Here is a 329-nt window from a genome sequence, read left to right as displayed (position 1 = left end):
AAATAATAATGTGGATAGAATCCTCCAATACGACACAAGAAACACAAGCCAATCTAACAAATACTCAAGAATCCCAAAGCAACAATACCCTCACTAAAGATTCTCCACTCTTTATTTATATTCAAGATTATAAACTTAACTTTATCACTAAACTAAAAGATAAACAAACTACAATCAAGATTCCATTAGATACTACCATTACCAAAGATAAATACAATAATATTAACTTACAAGATACTAAACTTCTCTTTCTTTCTTTTATTCCCTTTAAAGATAATGATGAGGCTAATAATACCAAAGCACAAAAGATTCAAATAGAATCTAAGGAT

At 28.0% G+C, this 329-nt stretch carries 1 protein-coding gene; it reads left to right on the top strand.

The annotated features are described in order from the left end of the window. Positions 1-329 (top strand): hypothetical protein (locus LS69_RS10720; protein WP_194145509.1); only part of this gene is annotated, 329 nt, incomplete at both ends.

It is taken from the genome of Helicobacter sp. MIT 05-5294, from assembly GCF_000765675.1.
GTDB lineage: Bacteria > Campylobacterota > Campylobacteria > Campylobacterales > Helicobacteraceae > Helicobacter_D.
This window is presented reverse-complemented; position numbering and strand designations above follow the sequence as displayed.